The following is a 20,209-nucleotide window of genomic DNA, read 5'->3' on the forward strand; positions in this document are numbered from 1 at the left end:
GTTCGTCACGGAACGTGACGAGCGCGCGTGGCGGGCTGTCAGGCCTGCTTCTGCCAGGTGGCGATCACGCCCGCGCCCCGGTAGCCCAGGGCGACGTTGATCGCGAGCATGAACGCGTTCTCCTCGGCGTTGACCGTGTGCAGGCGCCGCACGTTCGCCCGCAGCGCGGCGAGCTGCTGGAGGTTGGTGGCCTTGACGAGCATCCCGAGGCGGCGCCCGCGGTGCTCGGGCAGCACCAGCGTGTCCTCCTGGAAGCCGAACTCCACGTCGGGCTCCGGGACGCTCAGCAGGGTGAACGCGGCGAGTGTCCCGCTCGGGACGTGCTCGGCGGCGGCGAGCAGGCACTGCTGGTAGGCGCGGGCCAGGTCATCGAGGCGGCCGGCGACGCGGTCGGCGTCCCACTCCTCGTCGGGGATGTCCACGGCGCCCGTCGGAGCGTCCGTGCTCATGCGGCCCCAGAGCGCGGCGAGCGCGGCGTGGTACTGCTCGGGGACGGTGCGGTTCCAGGTGTGGACGCGGTAGTCCGGGCCGGCGTGGGCCGCGGCGTCGACGCGGAGGCGCTCGACCTCGGCGGGGGCGATGTGCTGGACGGTCAGGGTAGAGGCCCGGGCCACCTGCTCCAGACGGAAGCCACGCGACGTCGCGAAGCGCGCCCGGGGGTCGGCGAGGTCGACGCGCCCGGATCCCGTCGGGGCCGTCACGACGCCCGGGCCCGGCTCCGGCTCCGGTGCGTGGACCGTCCACGTCAGGGTGGTGGTGCGCGCCTCCTGGTCGAGGAGCTTCTCCGCGACGTCCGCCAGCGCGGTGCCGATGCCCTGACCCTCGCAGTGCGGGTCGACGTCGACGTCGACGAACCCGACGTGCGCGTCGCCGTCGAGCGGGAAGGTGACGCGCGCGACGCCGAGGACGTCATCGGCCGTCGGGGCGCCGTCGTGCTCGCGCACCGCGACGCGCAGCACCGTGCGGCGGTAGGGAGAGTCGGTGAGGAACGCCATGGCGACGGGCGTCGGTGCCCAGCGGTCGGTGTAGCCCCAGGTCTGCTGCTCACGGTCGTGCCGGATGCGCGAGAGCCCTTCGTAGACCCAGGTCCACTCCCAGTCGGCGCCGGCGCCGGCCGGGGGAGCCGGGGCCGCGATGACCTGCCAGGATGCGCTCATGGCGCGGATCGTAGGGGACCCAGCCACCGGAGTCAGCGCCATTTGATGCCGCACGGTTTCGTCCCGGGACCCGACTCGGCCTCGAGCGGACGGGTGCTCCAGCGCTCTGACAGGCGTCGCGACCGCGGCCGTGCCACTCTCTCCCGACATGGACGAGACGGGGCAGCCTCCGGACGACGCGGCGTTCGTCGAGGACGCGGCGGAGATCACGTACTTCTATTTGCGGGTGGCCATCATCCTGCTGGTGGCCCTGCTCGCGGTGGCCGTGCTCCGCGAAGACCGTTCGCCGGCCAGCGGGGTGCCGCTCGGCTCGATCAGCGCGTCGTGGTACACCCCCGTGCAGAGCATCTTCGTCGCCGTCCTCGTCGGGGCGGGCGTCGCGATGATCGCCATCCGGGGGCGTGGCATCCAGGAGCCTCTGCTCAACGTCGCCGGGCTGTTCGCGCCGATCGTGGCGTTCGTGCCGACGCCGGAGCCTGTGCGAGGCCCCTGCTTCCACCTCGCTCCCGACCCGACGCTCGCCGGCCAGCAGCCGCCCGCCGTCGCCGACGGCGGGTGGGACCCGGCCGCCTGCCAGGAGTTCGTCGCGCGGATCGACGGCGCGCTCGTCCCGTACTTCTGGGTGAGCTCGGTCGCGATCGTCGCGGCGTTCGTCTACGTGCTGCTGCGCACGCGCAACCCCGCTCTCGTCTACCGGGACTCCAGCGGGGGTATCGCGCGGTGGTTCCGCGACCGTTTCTTGCGGGGCGATACGCGCGAGCCCAGCCGCGGCGAGGAGGTCGTGGGCGTGCTGCTCATCGCGCTGGTCTGGGGCGGGGCGATCGTCTGGTACGCCGCCGGGCGGACATCGTTCCTGCTCTGGGCCCACGAGCTCGGCGGCGGTTTCGTGTTCCTGCCGATGGCTCTCGTGGCACTCCTCGCCGGCGAGGCTGCCCTGCGCGGCCGGACTGCGGCCGCGCAGACCTTCGGCGACACCGGCCGCCGCACGACGGCGGTGATCTACGGCGTCGTCGCCCTGGCGATGGTCGTGGGCATCGTGCTGACGGCGGGCCTGCACGCCACCGGGCTGACGGATGACAGCCACCGCTGGTTCTGGGCCTGGGAGTGGGTGCTCCTGGGCGGCTTCTGGCTCTTCTGGTGCGTGCAGACCTTCGAGGCGCGCATCCCCCGCCTGACGGGTCGCCCCACGACCGAGCGGCTCATCTGACGCGCGCTGCCTGGGCAGACGCTGCACCGTCGCCTTGACGAACTAGATGTGAACGCTAACATCTGCATGACGACTGTGACCGACTGACTGTCACATCGCCGTTTGCGCACTGACAAAGAAGCGGTGGCGAGCTGGGCCCGCAACGAAGCGGTGGACCAGCGACGTGGCATGAAGGCGCCGCCGTTCAGCTGACGAACGGAAGGAGTCGTACGTGACCACCACGCACCACAGGCACCGGCCGCGCTACGTCGTCGCAGCATTGCTGGCGGCGGCACTCGCCCTCTGGGGCCTCGTCTGGAGTCCCGCGACCGCGGGGCCGAACCCGTCCCGGCCCGAGGGCCCATGCGACATCTACGCCGCAGCCGGCACGCCTTGCGTCGCCGCTCACAGCACCACCCGTGCTCTGTATGCCTCGTACGACGGCCCGCTCTACCAGGTGAAGCGCCTGTCCGACGGCCGGCTCGCCACCATCGGGGTCACGAAGCCGACCGGCACGCCGTTCCCCGACGCGGGTGGCTACGCCGACTCCGCCGCCCAGGACGCGTTCTGCGCCGGCACCACCTGCTTGGTCACCACGGTCTACGACCAGTCACCCCAGCACAACGACCTCACCGAGGCGCCCCGCGGCGGCTTCAGCGGACCGGCGATGGGCGGTGCCAACAACCTGCCGATCGCGGACATGGCTCCCGTGACGGTCAACGGGCACAAGGTCTACGGCGTCTTCATCGAGCCCGGCATGGGCCTGCGCAACAACGACACCCGCGGCATCGCCGTCGACGACGAGTCCGAGGGCATGTACTGGGTGATCAACGGGCAGCACTACAACGACGGGTGCTGCTTCGACTACGGCAACGCCGAGACCGACAGCCGGGACGACGGCAACGGCACGATGGAGACGGCGTACTACGGCAACGCCACGGCCTGGTACCGCGGCGTCGCGCCGGGCCCGTGGGTGATGACCGACCAGGAGAACAACCTCGTCGGGTGCGTCAACCCGGGCAGCACCTCGAAGTACTGCGCGGACCTCCCGACGATGACATCGCGGTTCGTGACGGGCGTCGCGAAGGGCGAGCCGCACCACTGGGCCTCGATGGCGGGCGACTCCCAGCTAGGGACGCTCCAGACCATGTTCGACGGCCCGCGGGTCGACGCGAGCTACGACCCCATGCGCAAGCAGGGGGCGATCGTGCTCGGCAACGGCGGCGACAACAGCGTGGGCTCGGCGGGCACGTTCTACGAGGGCGTGATGACGGCCGGCTATCCCAGTGACGCCACCGACCAGGCGGTGCAGGCCAACGTGGTGAAGGCGCAGTACGCCGTCCAGCGGCTCAGCCTCGCCCCGGCCGACCAGGTCTCGACGCCGCCGGGCGTGCAGACGTTCGCCCTCGGGTCGAGCCAGGCCGTCACCGAGACGTTCACCAACACGACAGGCGCCCGCGCCGTGGGCGTGAAGCTGAGCCTCGCGCTGCCGCGAGGGTGGAGCGCGGTCATCGCCGGTACGGACGACACCTCGACGACCTTCGACTCGGTCGCGGCGGGTGCCACGGTGAGTGCCACCTTCACGGTGACGTCCGGGCAGAGCGCCTTCAACGGCGACCTCGTCGGTCAGGTCGACTGGACCAACCCCAGCAAGGCGCGCCGCCTCCACGACACGACCACGGAGCGAGTGCGCAACACCGCCCCGATCACGATCAACGAGTTCCAGATCGGCACGACCGGCAACCCGACCAACTCGTTCATCGAGCTGTACAACGCCGCCGACACCGCGGTCGACATCTCTGGCTGGACGCTGACGGAGCACGCCGCGCAGCAGCCGGTGAACTCGACCGTAACCGTGCCGGCGGGGACGACGATCGCCGCCCACGGCCACTACCTGCTCGGGCTGGCGCCGTCAGGCCTCGCCGCGCCGGCCGCCGCGGGCGACGACACCGTCTACCTCCGCAGCACCGCAGGGCTCGCCCCGGGGCAGACGATCACGATCGGCACCGGAGCAGGCGCGGAGACGCGGACGATCTCCGCCGTCTCCAACACCGGCGCGACCGGACCACGCGCCCAGGGCCGGATCGGGAACGCGGTCAGGCTCTCCGGCAACGGCGAGTACGTCGCCGTCCCGTCCGGCACCCTGAGCGCCCTCGGCGACTTCACGATCTCCGCGTGGGTCAACCCGTCGGCGACCCCCACGTGGTCGCGCATCTTCGACTTCGGCACCGGGACGGCGACAAACATGTTCCTGACCGTCGACGGCGGCGGTGCGGGGCTGCGGTACGCCATCACGGCCGCGGGCAACGGCAGCGAGCAGCAGCTCACCGGGGGCGGTCAGCTTCCGCTGAACACCTGGTCGCACGTCGCGGTCACGTTGACCGGGACGACGGGACGCCTCTACCTCAACGGCAACCTCGTGGCGACCAACACGAACATGACGCTGCACCCGTCGAACCTGGGTGTCACCAACCAGAACTGGATCGGCCGCTCGCAGTATCCCGACCCCTATCTCAACGCCACGGTCGACGACTTCCAGATCTACGACCACGGGCTGTCGGCGGCCGAGGTGGCTACCCTCGCCGGCGGTCAGGCGGGTGCGGGCAACGTCGCGTCGTACAAGTTCGACGAGGCATCCGGACCCGCGGCGCTCGACTCGTCGGGCAACGGGCGGAACGCCACGATCGTCAGCGACGCCACGGCTGCGAGCTCCGGCACGCCGCTGTGGCAGCCGCAGCCCGACGGGCCCATCACGGTCCCGGCCGGCTCGACGAACGTGCCCGTCACGAGCACGTCGGGCTTCACCGTGGGTCAGAAGCTGTCCCTCGGCTACGGCGACACCATCGAGACGGCCACGGTGACCGCGGTGGGCAAGGCGGGCACGCAGGCGCGGACCTCGGCCCGTGCGCTCGCGGGTTCGTCCGTGCTGAAGGTCAGCTCGACGGGGAACATCAGCGTCGGTGACACGATCCGGCTCGACATCGGCGACCGGATCGAGTCGGTGACGGTCGCGGCCGTGGGCACCTCGGGTGCGAACGGCACGGGCCTGACGTTGACCGCGCCGCTGCAGCTCACGCACTCGTCGAACCTGCCGTTCAGCAACCGGGGCACGGGCGTGAGCTTCACGCCGGCGACCCGGTTCGCGCACGTCAGCAACGAACCCGTGCAGCCGCTGGGAAGCGGGATCACGCTCGACAGCCCGCTCCAGGCCGCGCACGGCGTCGACACCGCCGCGGTGGACACCGCCGTCACGACGGCGGGCTACCAGGGCGCGCAACAGCCCGACCAGTGGTTCGGCGGGCCCGCGCTCTCGAGCGGGGGCGGGTCGATGGCGCTTCGCAACGCCCAGGGCACGGTGGCCGACAGCCTCAACTACGGTCTGCTGGTCGACCCGTGGTTGGCCGAGGGCTACCAGGGCCGGTCCGGCGCGGGGCAGTCGGGCTGCCGGGTGGCGACACCGGGCACCGACCGCAGTGCGATGCGGTTCCCGGACGGCTCCGACTCGGACACCAACTGCGCCGACTTCATGACGACCCGGGACCCCAGCCCCGGCGCGGCCAACCGCGCCGCGGCGCTGGATCCCGGCCCGCGCGTGTCCCTCCAGAACGGCGGCGCCTCTGTCCGCCACGACGTCCTGGACGACAGCGTGGTCATGTCGGCGGTGACGGACGCGAGCTCGGCGACGGTCAAGCAGGGCGCGACCTTCGTGGAGACCGCCGGCCTGGCCAACCCCGACTGCGTCTCGTTCGAGTCGGTCAACCGGCCGGGAAGCTACCTGCGGCACCAGAACTACGTCGTCCACCTGCAGCCGGACGACGGCAGCACCCTGTTCGCCCAGGATGCGACGTTCTGCGCGGTCGCCGGCCTGAGTGGCCAGGGCACGTCGTTCCAGTCGGTGAACTTCCTGACGAGGTACCTCCGCGCGTATCAGGGCGGCGTGTACCTCGCCAGCAACGGAGGCACCAACGCCGGGGACGTCCCGGAGGGCTGGGCCGAGGACTCGACCTGGAACGTCGCGGCGCCCTGGGCGCCCGCACCGTGACGAGCCGAAGGCGGAGGTGACGCTTCACGGCTAGACGTGGTGGGCTCCCTGGGTGCCGAGCAGCCTGGCACCCAGGGAGCCCATCACGATTTGAGGATCTGCGTTCACCACGCACCGACGCCCCGAGGGGTGACGTCGAGCACGGCGATGTTGATCTCCGTCGCGGACAGCCCGGTGTGCGCGCGGAGGTGCTCCCGGATGTGGCGCCGGAGCTGGTCGGCGAGGACCGGGACGGCGGAGCCGAGCTCGACCGCGACCTGGACGTCGATGACGACGTGCGTCCCCGCGACGCCCACGTGCGCCGCGTCGCGTCCGGACCGTGCGCGCCCGACGGCGAGGGTGACATGGTCGGTCTGCGCCGCGGCACGCCGGACGACGGCGGCGATGACACGTCCGGCGATGCGGGTCTCGCCGCGGTCGGTGGGGAGGACGGCGTGCCAGCCATGGCGCGGCAGCCGACGGACCGCCTCCGTGACTGCCGCCAGAAGGTCAGGAGGCGCCGCGGCCCGCACGCCGGCGAGCCGGTCCACCGGCCGCCACAGCTCGGTGATCTCGGCCAGTGCCGCGCGGCAGTGCGGGCAGCTCGCCTGGTGCGCGGGGTCCTGGGGTCGTCCGTGCGCGGCCACCTGCTCGAGGAGGTCGTCGATCGGCGTACCGCAGGCAATGCGGTCGGAGCCGCTCACGGTGTCACCTCCAGTCCTGCAGCGTGTCAAGCAGCGCACGCCTGGCGCGGTGGATCCGCACCTTGACGGCTCCCTCGGTCGTGCCCAGCAGCCGGGCGACCTCCGCCTGGGACCGACCGTCGAAGGTGTGCAGGACGAGCGCCGAGCGCTGGTCGAACGGGAGGTCCGCGATCGCCGCGATGACAGCATCCTGGCGCCGGCGATCCTCCACCGTCATCTCGAGGGATGCTCCGGTATCGGCCAGCGTCTCGTCCGGCGGTGCGGCCACCTTCGCCCGGGCGCGCGTCAGGTCGTGGCAGCGGTTGATCACGACCCGCACGAGCCAGGTCGAGAACTGCGCATCCTGACGGAATCGCGGCAGCCCTCGCCAGGCGTCGACCAGGGCGTCCTGGACTGCGTCCTGGGCGTCGTGCGGGTGGCCGGTCATGCGCAGGGCGATGCCGTAGAGCCGGTCCTGGTACCGCCGCACGAGGGCCTCGAACGCAGCCTCGTCCCCGGCGCGCGCCTGGTCGACGAGGGCCGCCTCGACGAGCGCGCCGTCCTGCGACGACCACCCCGAGCCTTCCATCCGGTTCCCTGTCAGGTCCGCAACGCCGGCTGTAACCTTCACCGCCCTCGTGAGGTCTAACGGGATGTGGGCGGACAACCACCGTCCCTCAGCCCTGGTTTCGGCGCACGCCGGGCCGTCAGCACGGGAGGCAGCACAGACATGAGCAACCCGACCAGTTCCCCAGGCTCGACCTCGGCGTCGTCCTCCGTCACGGCAGCTGTCTCGCAGAAGTCCGAGCACGGCAAGACCACCATCGCGGACGGCGTCGTGCAGAAGGTCGCCGGCCTGGCCGCCCGCGAGGTGTCCGGCGTCTACGCGCTCGGCGGTGGCGCGGCGCGTGCACTCGGGGCGCTGCGCGAACGCATCCCAGGTTCCTCGCAGTCCGCCGGTCAGGGTGTGAACGTCGAGGTCGGGGAGAAGCAGGCCGCCATCGACCTCGATCTCGTGACCGAGTACGGCGTGTCGATCGTGGACGTAGCCCAGGCCGTGCGCCGCAACGTCATCTCCTCGGTGGAGGGCATGACCGGCCTCGAGGTCACCGAGGTCAACGTCATGGTCAACGACATCCATCTGCCTGGCGATGAGGACCGGCAGGAGCCGGCCCGGGTGCAGTGAGCCTGCCCGAAGCGGCCCCGGCTCCGGCGCCGCTCACTGACGCGGACCGTCTTGCCGCCGCAGTGCAGTCGTGCCCGGGAGTGGCGCGTTTGGCAGGGGGCGGCCTCGTGCCGGTCGCGACCTACCTGCCGGGGCGGCGGGTCGACGGAGTCCGCCTGACGGAGGGGCGCGTGCTGGTCGCCGTCGTCACCCGTTACCCCGTCCCGCTCCCGCAGGTCGCCGCGGAGATCCGTACGGCCGTCGCCGCCATCGTGGCCGGGCGGCCGGTCGACGTGCACTTCGCGGACATCGACGTCTCGGCCAGCCCCGCACCGGGTCAGCCCACGCTCCTCGATCGGTCGCTCCCGCCGGGGTCGTCCTGATGCTCCCCCCGGAGAGCCAGGACCTCCGGCGCGCACGCCGGGCCCTGTACCGGGCGCACCACCCGGACCTGGGCGGTGATCCCGACGAGCTGATCCACCGGATGCTGGCCCTCGAGGCAGAGCCGGCGTTCACCTGTCGCTCGACCCGGAACGTGGTCTTCGTCCGCCGGCGGCGGCTCGACCGTCTCCGGGCATGGACTGCACGCCGTCACCGGCCCCCTCGGGTCGTCTGACCGACCGATCTACACGTGGAGGTACCGATGATGTCACCGCCGATCGTGGGGCTGTTCACCGGCCTGCTGCTGGGCATCGCCTGGGTGGTGGGAGGTTTCTACGCGTTCCTCGGGACCGCCGCCCTGGGCCTGCTCGGGTTCGTCGTGGGCAAGGTGGTTGCCGGCGAGCTCGACCTGACCCGGTACCTCGGCGGAGGGCGTGACCGACGATGACGGCGACGACGAGCCCTCAGCAGCCGCTGGCCGCGCCGGAGCCCGCCACGACCGCCCCGGAGGACCGCGGGAGGCTCACGATCGGCGACCGGGTCGTCGAGCGCGTCGCCGGCTATGCGGTGACCCTCGTCCCGCATGCCGTGGCCGCGCCGCGCCGCATCCTCGGCGTGGCCGTGGGCCGGGCCCGGCCCGACGACGAGGCGCACGTCCAGGCCACCGTCCACGGCACGGTCGCCTGGATCGAGGTCGCGGTCGCCGTGGAATGGCCCCACCCGGTGGACCGGGTCGCCCAGGCCGCCCGCCGCCAGGTGCAGCGGGACGTCGAGCACATCACCGGGATCCGCGTCGACCGCGTCGACGTCGAGGTCACGTCGCTCGCCGTCCCTAGCACTGCCCGCCGGGTCAGGTGAGGCCGGTGAACGTCGTCAACCGCTTCCTCGCCGTCGTGCTCGCCCTCGTCCTGTTCCTCGGCGGGCTGCTTGCCGCGGTCGAGATCTTCCGGGCGCAGGTCGGCGACGCCCCGTGGCTGGTCCCGTGGGAGAAGTGGAGCACCTGGCTCGGCACGCAGACGTGGGTCACGAACCTCGTGCGGGCGGTCCTCGTCGGCATCGGCATCGTGGGCCTGCTGCTGCTCGTCGCCGCTCTGCGACGGGGGAGGCCAGGCGACCTGGTCCTTCCGGCGGAGTCCGCACTGCCGGGGGTGCGTACGACCGTGTCGCGGCGAGGGGTCGAGAAGTCGCTGGAGACTGCGGCGCGCGACGTGGACGGCGTCCGCTCCGCGCGGGCCGACGCCCACCGCCACCGTGTCACCGTCCGCGCCTCGAGCATGACCCGCGAGGGTGAGCCTGAGCAGCGTGTGCGGCAGGCCGTCACCGAGCGCCTGGCGGCCCTGGGCCTGGAGCAGTCGCTGCGCCCGCGGGTCACGATGAGGTACGAGGAGCGGCGATGAACAGGGTCAACAGGGCCAACCGCACCGGCCTGCTGATCACAGGGCTGGTCCTGACCGCCGCCGCCGTCCTCGGCCTGGTGCTCAGCTACGGCGGGTTCGGCCGCAGCCAGGCGGACAACCCGATCCTGCCGACGTCGTGGCGAACCTACGTCGCCGACAACCCCTGGCTCTGGTGGGTGCTCTTCGTGCTGGCGCTCCTGGTCGCTCTGCTGGGGCTGGCCTGGCTCCTGGCGCAGCTCCGCACCGATCGCGTCAGCCGCCTCGAGATGCCGGCCGGCGGTCGCGAGGGGGGCACGGTGCTGCATGCCGGCGCCCTGTGCGACGCGGTCGCGGCTGACGCGCGGACCATCGCCGGTGTCGGGGGCGCGTCGGCCTACCTCAGCGGTCAGCCGCGCCACCATCTGCACCTGACTGCCGACCTGACCGACCGGGCGGACATCGCGGAGGTCTGGCGAGCGCTCATGGGCCAGACGGTCGCACGGGCGCGGCAGGCGTTCGGCGGCGAGGGCGACCTGCCGGTCGACCTGCACCTCCGCCTGGGCCGCACCCGCAACAACCCCCGCGTGAGCTAGGGGGAGCGGCAAACAAACGTTGTGGGTCCCTGGGGCTCCGGTGATCGACGGCGATCACCGGAGCCCCAGGGACCCACAACGGTCCCAAGGGGTTCTCAGGCGGCCGTGCGCGTGATGCGGACGCGCCACTCGATCGGGCCTTCCGTCAGGAACTCCGTCTCGATCGGGGCGCGCTGCGACAGCTGGGCCAGCATCGGGAGGGGAGCGTGCGGGGCGACAATGATCAGCGACCCGCCCGGGCCGATCTGGTCGAACGCGCCGAACACGGCACCGTGGCGCACGGCGTGCGGGATGGCGCGGACGTCAAGGACGGGGACGTCCTCGTTGTGCTCGTTGCAGCCGCAGGAGCCTCCGCCCGTCCCGGTGCCGACGGCGTCGGCGGGGGCGGAACTGAGGATCTCGACGGGCTCGCTCACGGTGTGCTCCTTACGGTCACTGCGGGGGTCCACCCCGATTTAGTCGGATTCTACTCCGACTTATCCGAGACCACGCACCACCGGGGAGCGAGGGTCCCACGTGGCGTCGTCCTTCGTGCGCGGCATGCCCTCAGCCTGCGGCTACGCGGGTTCAGAGCCGAGGAGTCGTACGACACACAGGTCGGGCTCCACGAACGGCACCAGCCCGACGCGGACGCGGTCACCGCCGGGAGCCCGGGCGGCCAGCCGCTCGGCGAGCCCGAGGTGCACCTGGCAGACGATCTGGGGGTGCGCCTTGGCCGCCTGGCGGAAGGGGCAGGACCGCAGCAACAGCTCGTCGCCGGCGGGCTCCGGGCGGAACCCCAGCTTCTCGAACACCTGCCCGACGGCGTCCCGGGGCTCCTTGGTGGGAGTCGGCAGGCGCTCGGCCCAGCGGCGGCCCGCAGCGCGCGCCGCGCCGGGCTGCGCAGCGTCGTCGGACGCCAGCGCCTCCGCGAGCGCGCCGATCATCTCCTCGCGCGCGGCGTCGACGTCGGGGCCGGTGGGGGCCGCGGCGAGGAGCCGGAAGTGGACCCCGGGCCGGCCGCGCCGAGCTGCGCGGCGCGTCTCGCGTGTCACCAGGCCCACCTCCTCGAGCTGCTCGAGGTGGAAGCGAACGGTGGTGACGTGCAGGCCCAGCTCGGCGGCGAGCTGCTGCGCGGTGGGGGCGTCGGTGGCGGCGTCGAGCACGTCGAGCACCCGCCGGCGGACCGGCGAGGCGAGCGCTGCGTGGACGCTCACCTCTGGTGTGTCGTCGGTCATGTTTAGAAACTACCAGCCTCCGCTATATTCAGCGCGGCCCCGAGGCCCGACGGAAGGATCACGATGGGTGCGCTGCGCCAGGTGCGCGTGCCACGCGGCAGGCTCGCCGTGCTCGTTCTCGCGATGGTCGCCGTCCTCTCGGGGCTCGACGCCGCACTCCTGCGGCTGGGGGTCGCGGCCCCCGTGCGCTCGGAGCCGCTCGCCGCGTCACACGGCGTGCTCATGGTCTTCGGGTTCCTCGGCACCGCGATCTCGCTGGAACGGGCCGTCGCGCTGCAGTCCGGACGGACGGCGTCCGGGCGGCGGCCCGTCTGGCCCTTCGCGGCGCCCGTCGCGGCGGGGGTGGGGGCACTGCTGGTGGTCGCGGGGGCGACCCCGCTGCCCCTCCCCGCCGGCCGGGCGCTTCCGGGCGGTGCGTGGGTCGCCTCGATGGGCGTCTTCGCCGCGATCTACCTCGCCGTCTGGCGCCGGCAGCAGTCCTACGCCGTGCTGATCCAGCTTCTCGGCGCGCTCGCAGGCCTCGGCGGCGCCGCGCTGTGGGGGCGCGGGTTCGAGGTCGCGCAGATCGTGCCGTGGTGGGCCGCGCTGCTCGTGCTGACGATCATGGGCGAGCGTCTCGAGCTCGCGCGCGTGGCGTTCGTCGTCGGGCGGACCGAGGCGCGTGTGCTCGCCGAGTCCTGCCTGCTGATGATCGCCCTGGTCGCGACCCTGCTCGCCCCGGCATGGGGCTACCCGCTCCTCGGGCTCGCGCTCGGCGCGCTCGTCGTCGACGTCGCGCTGCACGACGTCGCCCGGCGCACCGTCCGCTCCACCGGCCTCGTGCGGTTCGTCGCGGCCTGCATGCTCGCCGGCTACCTGTGGGCGCTCGTGCCCGCCCTCGTGTGGACCGTGCGCGGCCCGGTGCTGACCGGCTTCGGGTACGACGTCGTCGTGCACACCCTGACCATCGGGTTCGTGCTGTCCATGATCCTGGCGCACGCCCCCGTCATCGTCCCCGCCATCATCCGTCGGCCGATGCCCTACCACCCGGCCCTCTGGGCGGTGTGGGGGTTGCTGCAGACCGGGCTGCTGATTCGCGTGGTCGCCGCCGTCCGGTCGGCGACCGGCGCGTGGCAGACCGGTGGCACGCTCTCGGTCCTCGCGCTCCTGGCGTTCCTCGCGACCACCGTCACGCTCGTCGTCACCGCCGGCGGACGCCCTGCAGGGCGCGACCGGTGAGCCGCCGCCCCGCCCCACCGTCGGGCGCTCGCCGCCGCCCCCGCACCGACCGCATGACGACGTCCTGGCTGGTGGCCGCCGTCGTCGTCTCGGCGCTCGCGGTCGCCGCGCGCGGCGTGCTGCCGCAGCCGCTGTGGACCTCGATCCACGTCGTCACGCTCGGCGTGCTGACCAACGGCATCCTCCAGTGGTCCTGGTACTTCGCCAAGGCGCTGCTGCACCTTCCCGCCGACGACCCGCGCGCCGGGCGCGACGCCGTGCGGCGCGCGGTCGCGTTCAACGTCGCGCTCCTGGGGCTCGTCACGTCGATGTGGACGGCGAGCGTGTGGGGCACCGTCGTGTTCGCCGGCGCGGTGGGTGCCGTCGTCGCCTGGCACGGGCTCGCGCTGCTGCGGGCCGCGCGGGGGCGCTTCGCGTCGCGGTTCGCCGTCGTGGTGCGGTACTACGTGACGGCCTCGGCGTTCCTCGTCGTGGGGTGCGTGCTCGCCGGGTTCCTCACCGTCGCGATGTTCGCCGTGGGGGCGCCCGCCTGGCTGCTCGCCGCGCGCGACGACCTCACGCTCGCGCACGCACTGATCAACGTGGGCGGCTGGGTGGGGCTGTCGATCGCCGGGACGATCGTGACCCTCGGGCCCACCATGCTCCGCACCAAGATGGACCCCGGTGCGGTCGCCCGCTCGACCCGCGCGCTGCCCGTCCTCAGCGGAGGGATCGCGCTCGGCGGGCTCGCCGCGGCACTGGGTTGGATGCCCGGGGTCGGGCTCGGGCTCCTCGCGTTCGCGGTGGGTCTGGCCGACGGCGTCGCCGTCCCGCTGGTGCGCACCGCGTGGGCGTCCGGCGTGCGCGGCTACGCACCCTGGACCATGGCCGCCGGGCTCGGCTGGACGCTGCTGTGCCTCGTCGTCGTCGCGCTGCACGCCTTCGGCGCCGCCGACGGCACCGCGCTGCGCGACGCCGACCTGCCGTGGCTCGCCGTGCTCGGCGCGGGCGGCCTCGCGCAGGTGTTCGTCGGCGCGCTCACCTATCTGATGCCCGTCGTCGTCGGCGGCGGGCCCGACGCCGTGCGGCAGGGCATCGCGGTGCTCGAGACCGCCGCGCCCGGGCGCATCGCGCTGCGCAACGCGGCCGTCGCGCTGCTCGCGGTCACGGCGTCGGCCGGCGGGGAGCTGCGGCCGCTGCTCTGGGGAGCCGTCGTGCTGTGCTTCGCCGCCGACGTCTTCTTCTTCGCCCGGTCCGGGAGCACGCAAGGCAGAGCCAGACGCGCACTGATGGTCGCCAAGACCGAGGGAGCCAAGCCGTGACCCAGCCCCGTCCCACCACCGGGCCGCGCCCCCTTCCCGGCCAGGAGGGCAGCCCCGTCTCGCGGGCCGGCGCCGCCGTCGTAGGCGTCGTCGTCGTGGTCGTGCTCGCACTGACCGCGCTGCTGGTGCGGCCGGCGCTCGCGGAGGACCCGGCGGCCGAGGCCGGGTCGTCGGGTGCCTCGGGCGCGCAGGTCGCCGAGGTCGCGCCGACCGGGCACACCACCCGGGTCACGCTCGCGGTCGAGGGCATGTCGTTCACCCCGTCGACCATCCAAATGCCGGCCGGGGACCGGCTCGAGGTCACGCTCCACAACACGGGCGACCAGCGCCACGACCTGGTGTTCGCCAACGGCGCGAGCCTGGACCCGCTGGCCCCCGGGGCGACCGCGACCGCCGACGTCGGGGTGGTCGGCGCCAACCTCGAGGGCTGGTGCTCGCTGCCGGGGCACCGGCAGATGGGCATGGTGGTCCACGTCGTCGTGACCGGCCAGAGCGCCGACGACGGCGACGCCGCGGCGTCGTCGGGCGGGCACGACATGGCGGGCCCCGACATGGCGGGCATGGACGGCATGGACATGGGCATTGGTTCGGCCGGCTCGACCGGCGTCCCCACGATGGCCGAGCTGCTGGAGACGGCGAAGGCGAAGGCCGCCTACCCCGCCGGGCTGCCGCCGCTCGAGGCCTCGACCGAGCACCACTACACGTTCACGGTCACCGAGCAGGAGGACGACGTCGCCCCAGGCCGCACGCGCGCCGTGTGGACGTACAACGGCACGTCGCCGGGCCCCGTGCTGCACGGCCGGGTCGGGGACACGTTCCACATCACGCTCGTCAACAAGGGCACGATGGGCCACTCGATCGACTTCCACGCGGGCGAGCTCGCGCACGACGAGCCGATGCGCACGATCGAGCCGGGGCAGAGCCTGAACTACACCTTCACCGCGGGCCGCTCCGGCGTGTGGATGTACCACTGCGCGACCATGCCGATGTCGAACCACATCGCCAACGGCATGTTCGGCGCCGTCGTCATCGAGCCGGACGGGCTCGAGCCGGCGGACCGCTCGTACGTGCTGATCCAGTCCGAGGTCTACCTCGGCGCCGACGGCGGGCCCGCGGACTCCGCGAAGGTTGCTGCCATGACGCCCGACGTCGTCGCGTTCAACGGGCGCGCATTCCAGTACGACGCGCACCCCCTGACCGCGAACGTGGGGGAGCGGGTGCGGTTCTGGGTGCTCGACGTGGGGCCCAACCTCGGGCTGTCCTTCCACGTGGTGGGCTCGCAGTTCGACACCGTGTGGAGCGAGGGCGCATACAGCGTGCACCGGGGGACGTCGACGGACGGGCTCACGCGGGGCATCACGGGCGCGCAGGTGCTGTCGCTCGGGGCGGCCGAGGGCGGGTTCGTCGAGCTGGTCCCGCGCGAGGCGGGGCACTACCCGTTCGTCAACCACCAGATGTCGCTGGGGGAGAAGGGCGCGCACGGCGTGCTCGAGGTCCAGCCCTGACGCCGTACCTCGGCGAGGGCCGCGGCCCTAGGATCAAGCGTGCTTCAGTCGCGCTTGCAGGAGAGCTAGCCGTCCCGGCCACACCCGCGTCCAGCTCGGGCGCGCAGGTGCCCTCGGGATCGGAGTGCGCTGCCTGGTGCTTCCTGCGTTCGCCTGGCCGCCGGAGGATCCCGGCGGCCAGGCGCAACCCGGGGTGGGTCAGATGGTCTTGATCAGCCCGCCGTCGATGGTGACGTCGGCGCCGGTCATGTTGCCGCTTCGCTCGCTCGCAAGGAACAGGGCCAGGTCGGCGATCTCCTCCGGGCGGGAGAACCGCCCGGTGGCGAAACCGCCCAGGCCCTGCACGACGGCGGCGACCGCCTCGTCGTGCGTGATCCCCATGGCGCCGGCGATGGTCTCGGCCATGCCGTTCGCGCCGTGCCAGAGGTCGGTCTCGACGGGCCCGGGGCTGATCGTGTTGACACGGACGCCCTGCGGCCCGAGCTCCTTGGACAGGGACTTGGCCCAGCTGGCCAGCGCTGCCTTCGACGCCGCGTAGTCGACGATGCTCGGGTCGGCGAGGATCGCGTTCACCGAGCCGATGTTCACGATCGTGCCTTGCGTCTGGACGAGCCCGGGCAGGGCGGCACGCGTGGTGCGGACGGCGCTGAGGAGGTTGGCGTTCAGGGCAGCCAGCCACTCCTCGTCGGTCACCGCGGCGACGCCCGCCAGGCGGGGCTGGACCGCGCCGACGTTGTTGACCAGCACGTCGACAGGGCCGAGCTCGGTCGCCGCGGCCACGAGGGCGGTGGCGCCCTCCGGGGTGGAAAGGTCGGCCACGACCGGCACGACGTCGTACTCCTTCGCCAGCTCCTCCAGGGGGCCGGTCGTCCGGGCGCCGGCGACGACGCGGGCGCCCTCCTGGGCGAACGCCTTCACGGTCGCAAAGCCGATACCCCGGCTCGCGCCCGTGACGACGACCACCTTGTTCTTCAGGTTGAGGTCCATCTCGATGCTCCTGGTTCGTGCTGTAGCTGGGATGCGTGTGTGGCGGTCCTCAGGCGGCCGGGACCTCGGCGCCGAGCCAGGCCAGGACGGAGTCGGCGACCTCGCGCCAGCCGTGGTCGATCGTCAGGGAGTGGCCGCGCCCCTCGAGCCGGAGCAGCTCGGTGCTGGCGTCCGAGTGCGCGTACAGCGTGTAGGCGGCGCGCGTGACGACGTCGGGCACCGTGTGGTCTGCCGTGCCCGAGATCATCAACAGCGGACCCCGCTGGTCGTTGGCGACGTCCACCGCGGCCGGCGAGTTCTTCGCGAAGTTCGCGCTCGCGGCCTGGAACAGCGGCCGGCCGGGCGCGGGGATCGCCCACTCCTCCCACAGCGCGTCGGACTCGGCCCGGGGCAGGGCGTTGCCGAAGGCGTAGTGGAACTGGTCCGCGGTCAGGGCCTTGGCCCGGTCCTTGTTGGACGGGTTGGACAGCACGGGGAACGCCGAGCGGAGCTGCGAGAACGGGAGTGGCTTCACGCCCTTCATCGGAGCAGGGTCGATCGCGACGGCCGCGGCGACCCGGTCCTGGCCGAGCAGCTTCTCGGCGATCAGTCCGCCGAAGGAGTGCCCGACGGCGATCGGCTTGGCGGGCAGCTCGGCGATGATCTCGGCGTAGTGCTCGACGAGCTCGTCGATGCCGTGACCGGCCTGCGCGTCAGGATCGGCGCGCGTGGCGGCGATCGTGTCGGCCTCGCCGGGGTAGCCGGGGGCGAGGGTGTCGTACCCGGCGGCCTCGAACAGATCTTGCCAGGGCTGCCACGCCTGCTTGGCGATCCACAGGCCGTGGATGAAGACGACTGTCTGACGCATGGTGGTGCTCCTCTGAGGTGGAGGGAAACGCGCGGCTGCCTGCGGAGCCGATACGGCAAGGACGGCCCCACTCTCCACCGCGGCGCCTGGCGCTGCTTCGGTCAGATGACTGCAGCGCGACCTCACGTGACCACGACGGACGTGCCGTGCTCGCACAGAGCCGCCCTACGCCCCGGCCGCCGGCTCAGCACCCTGCACCAGCGCGTCGCCCAGCTCCGAGCGCAGGTACAGCACCGACCGCCCGTGCCGCGCGCTGGTCAGCAGCCCGGCGTCTCGCAGGAGCCGCAGCTGCTGGTTCACCGCCGACGTCGTCACGCCGAGCCGCCCCGCGAGCTCCGTAGACGACGCCGGCGCCTCGAGCGTCGTGAGCAGCCCCGCCCGTGGCGCCCCCAGCAGGTCGGCCAGCACCCGCGGGGAGCGGCGCGGCTCGGCCTGCCACAGCGTGCCCGCCCCGCGCACCCCGTACATGACCATGGGCGGCTCGGCCGCCGAGACGGGCGCGCTCGCGCCGCGCGTGAACATCGTCGGCACCAGCGTGAGGCCCTCGCCGGTGGTCGCCCGCCGGTAGCGGGCATAGGTGCTCAGGCGCACCCGCACGACGCCGTCGGCGAAGGTCACGCGCGGGCTCAGGTCGGCGAACATCGCCGCCATCCCTGCCGACGAGATCACCTGTCCGCGGTGGACGACGTCGGCCTGCAGCACCGCGCGCATGCGCGGCCACCAGGGCTCGAAGCACGTGCGCCAGTACTCGCGCAGCGAAGCCGTGACGCGGCGGCGCAGCGCTCGCGGCTCGTCGCGCAGCACGGCGGGCAGCGTCGGGCCGTGGATGGCGTGCAGGTCGTCGAGCATGCGTTCCACGGGGACGCGCGCCACGGCGTCGAGCTCGTCGTCGATGCGGGTCAGCGGGCTCGTCGGGCGCGGTGTGAGGTAGTCGGGCGTCCACAGGCGTCGGTCGGTGAGCGCGCGCAGGAGCGGCACGTCGAGCGCGCCGCGCGCCTGCTCCGTGAGCCGCAGCCACGGCAGGTGCACGGGGTAGCGACCGGGCTCGCGGAACGTGCGCAGCGAGAGCACGAGCTCGTTGACCGGCGAGACCGCGAACCGCACGTCGGCGACGTCCATGCCGGCGAGCTCGTACTCCACCCAGCCCCGATCCATGTAGCCGGACGCTACATCAGTTGGCGCCCGAGGCCGTTGCCTGGCACAAACGTCCCGTGCGCCAGACCTTCCTCCCCACCGATCCCGTCGCCCGTGCCCTCACGCTCAGCACGATGGCGTTCGCGCTCTCGAGCGGCGTCTTCTACACGGTGAGCACGCTCTACTTCACGCGCGTCGTCGGGCTGTCGGCGACGACCGTCGGGCTGGGCCTCGGCATCGCCGGCGGCGCCGGCGTGCTGGCGGCCTACGGAGCGGGCCGGCTCTCCGACCGTGTCGGTGCACACCACGTCCTCGCGTGCGCCACGGCGCTCATGGGGGCGGCGATGTTCGCCTACCAGCTCGCGGGCGACGCCGTCGTGTTCACCGTGGTCGCCTGCCTGGCCGTCGCGACGCGCTCTGCGACCGGCTCCGCCAAGCAGGCGCTGCTCGCCCGCTGGTACACCGGCCCGAATCGCGTCCAGGTGCGGGCGCGCATGCGTGTGGTGACGAACGTCTTCATCGGTCTGGGCACTGTCATCGCGGGCGCCGCGCTCCTCGTCGACACCGCGGGCGCCTACCACCTGGCGATGGCGTCGGTCGGGGTGCTGCTGCTGGGTGCGACGGTGCCCGTGGTGCTGCTGGCTCGGCGGGTGCCGGGGCTGGCCGAGCGGCTCGCGGCCGGCGTGCCGCTGCGCCCCGCGGAGCCCGGCGTGGCCGGCGCCCCCTCGCCGTGGCGCGACCGCACCTACCTCGCGAGCGTCGCGTGCAACGCCGTCGTCGCCCTGCACTTCGGCCTGCAGACCGTGGGCGTGCCGCTCTGGATCGCCTCGACCGATGCGCCCACGGTCATGGTGTCGGTACTGCTGGTCCTCAACACCGCAGTCGTGGCGCTGCTGCAGGTCAGGGCGTCGCGGGGCACGGACGAGGTGCGCCGCGCGGGCGTGACCGTGCGCCGCGCCTCGTGGCTGCTCGCCGGCGCGTGCCTCGCCTACGCGCTCGCCGGCTTCGGCAGCGTGGCCGTCGCCTGTGTCCTGCTCGTCGTCGCCGGCCTCGCCCACACCCTCGGCGAGGTGCTCGGCGAGGCCGGCGGCTGGGGCATGGCCTTCGAGCTCGCGGACCCGCGCAGCGCAGGCGCCTACCAGGGCCTGAGCCAGACGGGATACGCCGTCGCGTCGATGATCTCGCCCGTCCTCGTCACCTCGACCGCCATCGACCACGGCACGCCCGGATGGGTGCTGCTGGCGGCGGTGTTCCTCGCGGCCGGCGCCGGGGCGGCCGTGGTCGCGCGGCGCGGAGCCCGCCTGCGGGCCACGGCCGCTGCGCCCACGCCGGTCTCGCCCGAGGTGGCACCGGCGACGCCGTGACATGGCTTCCCCGGAACGCCCACGGACCCGCCCGCCGGGACTCCGACTCAGCGCCCGCCCGGCACGAGCCGCAT

20 protein-coding genes are annotated in these 20,209 nt (G+C 73.0%); 12 read left to right on the top strand and 8 right to left on the bottom strand.

Annotated features, from left to right (window positions below):
- Positions 1 to 38 precede the first annotated feature (38 nt).
- Complete coding sequence (locus ACO4JP_RS09580) at positions 39 to 1,157, bottom strand: GNAT family N-acetyltransferase (RefSeq protein ID WP_425953461.1); 1,119 nt, start codon at positions 1,155 to 1,157, stop codon at positions 39 to 41.
- Between the two features lie 148 nt (positions 1,158 to 1,305).
- Between ACO4JP_RS09580 and ACO4JP_RS09585 the strand changes: the two genes are divergently transcribed.
- Positions 1,306 to 2,364: a hypothetical protein gene (locus ACO4JP_RS09585; RefSeq protein WP_425953462.1), complete on the top strand. Its 1,059-nt coding sequence runs from the start codon at positions 1,306 to 1,308 to the stop codon at positions 2,362 to 2,364.
- Between the two features lie 211 nt (positions 2,365 to 2,575).
- On the top strand, positions 2,576 to 6,385 hold the full coding sequence (locus ACO4JP_RS09590; RefSeq protein WP_425953463.1) for an arabinofuranosidase catalytic domain-containing protein: 3,810 nt from the start codon (positions 2,576 to 2,578) through the stop codon (positions 6,383 to 6,385).
- Positions 6,386 to 6,489: 104 nt separating this feature from the next.
- Here the strand turns inward: ACO4JP_RS09590 and ACO4JP_RS09595 are convergent, their stop codons facing one another.
- Both ACO4JP_RS09595 and ACO4JP_RS09600 read right to left on the bottom strand, forming a co-directional pair.
- Complete coding sequence (locus ACO4JP_RS09595; RefSeq protein WP_425953464.1) at positions 6,490 to 7,068, bottom strand: Asp23/Gls24 family envelope stress response protein; 579 nt, start codon at positions 7,066 to 7,068, stop codon at positions 6,490 to 6,492.
- Between the two features lie 4 nt (positions 7,069 to 7,072).
- Positions 7,073 to 7,714: an RNA polymerase sigma factor gene (locus tag ACO4JP_RS09600; RefSeq protein WP_425953465.1), complete on the bottom strand. Its 642-nt coding sequence runs from the start codon at positions 7,712 to 7,714 to the stop codon at positions 7,073 to 7,075.
- Between the two features lie 63 nt (positions 7,715 to 7,777).
- Here ACO4JP_RS09600 and ACO4JP_RS09605 point away from each other — a divergent pair, with 63 nt between their 5' ends.
- From ACO4JP_RS09605 to ACO4JP_RS09630, 6 genes are all read left to right on the top strand, one after another.
- Positions 7,778 to 8,233, top strand: a complete 456-nt coding sequence (locus ACO4JP_RS09605) for an Asp23/Gls24 family envelope stress response protein (RefSeq protein ID WP_425953466.1) — start codon at positions 7,778 to 7,780, stop codon at positions 8,231 to 8,233.
- A gap of 107 nt (positions 8,234 to 8,340) precedes the next feature.
- Positions 8,341 to 8,595, top strand: a complete 255-nt coding sequence (locus tag ACO4JP_RS09610) for a hypothetical protein (protein ID WP_425953467.1) — start codon at positions 8,341 to 8,343, stop codon at positions 8,593 to 8,595.
- 263 nt (positions 8,596 to 8,858) lie between these two features.
- Complete coding sequence (locus tag ACO4JP_RS09615) at positions 8,859 to 9,041, top strand: hypothetical protein (RefSeq protein ID WP_425953468.1); 183 nt, start codon at positions 8,859 to 8,861, stop codon at positions 9,039 to 9,041.
- On the top strand, positions 9,038 to 9,451 hold the full coding sequence (locus ACO4JP_RS09620; RefSeq protein ID WP_425953469.1) for an Asp23/Gls24 family envelope stress response protein: 414 nt from the start codon (positions 9,038 to 9,040) through the stop codon (positions 9,449 to 9,451). The genes ACO4JP_RS09615 and ACO4JP_RS09620 overlap by 4 nt, the downstream gene beginning before the upstream one ends.
- Positions 9,452 to 9,456: 5 nt before the next feature.
- Positions 9,457 to 9,990, top strand: coding sequence for a DUF6286 domain-containing protein (locus ACO4JP_RS09625; RefSeq protein ID WP_425953470.1), 534 nt, complete (start codon positions 9,457 to 9,459; stop codon positions 9,988 to 9,990).
- Entirely contained in the window at positions 9,987 to 10,562 is a 576-nt protein-coding gene (locus tag ACO4JP_RS09630; protein ID WP_425953471.1) for a hypothetical protein, read from the top strand. The genes ACO4JP_RS09625 and ACO4JP_RS09630 overlap by 4 nt, the downstream gene beginning before the upstream one ends.
- A gap of 95 nt (positions 10,563 to 10,657) precedes the next feature.
- Here the strand turns inward: ACO4JP_RS09630 and ACO4JP_RS09635 are convergent, their stop codons facing one another.
- Positions 10,658 to 10,978: a DUF2249 domain-containing protein gene (locus tag ACO4JP_RS09635; RefSeq protein ID WP_425953472.1), complete on the bottom strand. Its 321-nt coding sequence runs from the start codon at positions 10,976 to 10,978 to the stop codon at positions 10,658 to 10,660.
- A 141-nt stretch (positions 10,979 to 11,119) separates the two neighbouring features.
- A complete protein-coding gene (locus ACO4JP_RS09640; protein WP_425953473.1) occupies positions 11,120 to 11,779 on the bottom strand; it encodes a helix-turn-helix domain-containing protein in 660 nt (219 codons plus the stop codon).
- A 63-nt stretch (positions 11,780 to 11,842) separates the two neighbouring features.
- Here ACO4JP_RS09640 and ACO4JP_RS09645 point away from each other — a divergent pair, with 63 nt between their 5' ends.
- Genes ACO4JP_RS09645 through ACO4JP_RS09655 form a run of 3 tightly spaced genes read left to right on the top strand, consistent with a single transcriptional unit; the run spans position 11,843 to position 15,803 of the window.
- A complete protein-coding gene (locus tag ACO4JP_RS09645; RefSeq protein ID WP_425953474.1) occupies positions 11,843 to 12,997 on the top strand; it encodes a hypothetical protein in 1,155 nt (384 codons plus the stop codon).
- Positions 12,994 to 14,298, top strand: coding sequence for a hypothetical protein (locus ACO4JP_RS09650; protein ID WP_425953475.1), 1,305 nt, complete (start codon positions 12,994 to 12,996; stop codon positions 14,296 to 14,298). The genes ACO4JP_RS09645 and ACO4JP_RS09650 overlap by 4 nt, the downstream gene beginning before the upstream one ends.
- Positions 14,295 to 15,803 (top strand): multicopper oxidase domain-containing protein, encoded by a 1,509-nt coding sequence (locus ACO4JP_RS09655; RefSeq protein WP_425953476.1) that lies wholly within the window; start codon positions 14,295 to 14,297, stop codon positions 15,801 to 15,803. The genes ACO4JP_RS09650 and ACO4JP_RS09655 overlap by 4 nt, the downstream gene beginning before the upstream one ends.
- Positions 15,804 to 16,001: 198 nt before the next feature.
- Here ACO4JP_RS09655 and ACO4JP_RS09660 read toward each other — a convergent pair whose 3' ends face one another.
- The 3 genes from ACO4JP_RS09660 to ACO4JP_RS09670 all read right to left on the bottom strand — a co-directional run bounded on the left by ACO4JP_RS09660 (position 16,002) and on the right by ACO4JP_RS09670 (position 18,792).
- The gene (locus ACO4JP_RS09660) at positions 16,002 to 16,790 is read right to left on the bottom strand and encodes an oxidoreductase (protein WP_425953477.1); all 789 of its coding nucleotides are present in this window, start codon (positions 16,788 to 16,790) and stop codon (positions 16,002 to 16,004) included.
- A 49-nt stretch (positions 16,791 to 16,839) separates the two neighbouring features.
- On the bottom strand, positions 16,840 to 17,637 hold the full coding sequence (locus ACO4JP_RS09665; RefSeq protein WP_425953478.1) for an alpha/beta hydrolase: 798 nt from the start codon (positions 17,635 to 17,637) through the stop codon (positions 16,840 to 16,842).
- Positions 17,638 to 17,802: 165 nt separating this feature from the next.
- Positions 17,803 to 18,792: a DUF5937 family protein gene (locus ACO4JP_RS09670; RefSeq protein WP_425953479.1), complete on the bottom strand. Its 990-nt coding sequence runs from the start codon at positions 18,790 to 18,792 to the stop codon at positions 17,803 to 17,805.
- Positions 18,793 to 18,848: 56 nt separating this feature from the next.
- Between ACO4JP_RS09670 and ACO4JP_RS09675 the strand changes: the two genes are divergently transcribed.
- The gene (locus ACO4JP_RS09675; protein WP_425953480.1) at positions 18,849 to 20,135 is read left to right on the top strand and encodes an MFS transporter; all 1,287 of its coding nucleotides are present in this window, start codon (positions 18,849 to 18,851) and stop codon (positions 20,133 to 20,135) included.
- The last annotated feature ends 74 nt before the right edge of the window (positions 20,136 to 20,209 follow it).

The sequence above is a fragment of the Xylanimonas sp. McL0601 genome (genome assembly GCF_049852175.1).
Taxonomy (GTDB): domain Bacteria; phylum Actinomycetota; class Actinomycetes; order Actinomycetales; family Cellulomonadaceae; genus Xylanimonas.